Here is an 867-nt window from a genome sequence, read left to right as displayed (position 1 = left end):
TTGCCGAGGTAGTCGAGCCAGGGCTGGCTGGCGAAGAGGGCGGTGCGGCGCTCGGCGCGCTCGGCCAGGCTCTCATAGGCCCACATGTGGATGACCTGGTTCAGCGGACCGAACTCGGTCGTGTAGTAGCCCACGAGCCGGCCCAGGATGGGCTTCTGGATGGCCAGCCCCTCGGCCGCATAGGCCTTCACGTAGTGGCCGATCTGGCCCGGATGCATGGTGTAGATGCGCTCTTCGACGATCATGGCGTGTCCCCTTTTGACCCGGGGACGCTACCGCGCCGTCGCCGATCGCGGAAGGCGGCGGCTTACGTCTCCGCGCCGTCGTCCTCCGCCGATCCGTTCGACGAGAATTCCGGCCGGTTCAGGCGCGTCAGGAAGGCGCGTGACCAGCCGCTCGCCCCGGCCTCGACGAGCCGGTCGAAATCCATCCGCCAGCGCTCGCGGCGTTCGGCGACGGGCATGTTGATCGCGAGGTCCAGCGCCTCCGCGATCTCGTCGGGGTCGTTGGGGTTCACCTTCACCGCGCCTTCCATCTCGCGCGCCGCGCCGGCGAAGTGCGAGAGGATGAGCACGCCGGGATCCTCCGGCGGCTGCGCCGCGACGAACTCCTTCGCCACGAGGTTCATGCCGTCGCGCAGCGGCGTCACCAGCGCGATGTCGGCCATGCGGAGGAAGCCCGCGAGCGTCCGCCGCTGGATGGGCCGCGTGGTCCAGCGCAACGGCACCCAGTCGACCTCGGCGTATTCGCCGTTGATGCGGCCCACCAGCTCGTCCATCTCGCGGCGGAGCATGCGGTACTGCGCCACCTCCCCCCGCGAGATCGGCGCGGCCTGGAGGAAGGTCACCTTGCCGCGGTGCTGCGGGT

2 protein-coding genes are annotated in these 867 nt (G+C 69.9%); both read right to left on the bottom strand.

The window, feature by feature from the left end; all coding sequences use genetic code 11:
• Positions 1–245 (bottom strand): NIPSNAP family protein (locus tag AC1DWF_RS33185; RefSeq protein ID WP_476842753.1); only part of this gene is annotated, 245 nt, incomplete at its 3' end.
• 62 nt (positions 246–307) lie between these two features.
• Positions 308–867 (bottom strand): trehalose-6-phosphate synthase (locus AC1DWF_RS33180; protein ID WP_476842752.1); only part of this gene is annotated, 560 nt, incomplete at its 5' end.

Source organism: Aminobacter sp. P4_D5 (assembly GCF_056401815.1).
The sequence above is the reverse complement of the archived record's forward strand: the minus strand, read 5'-3'. Positions and strand labels throughout refer to the sequence as shown.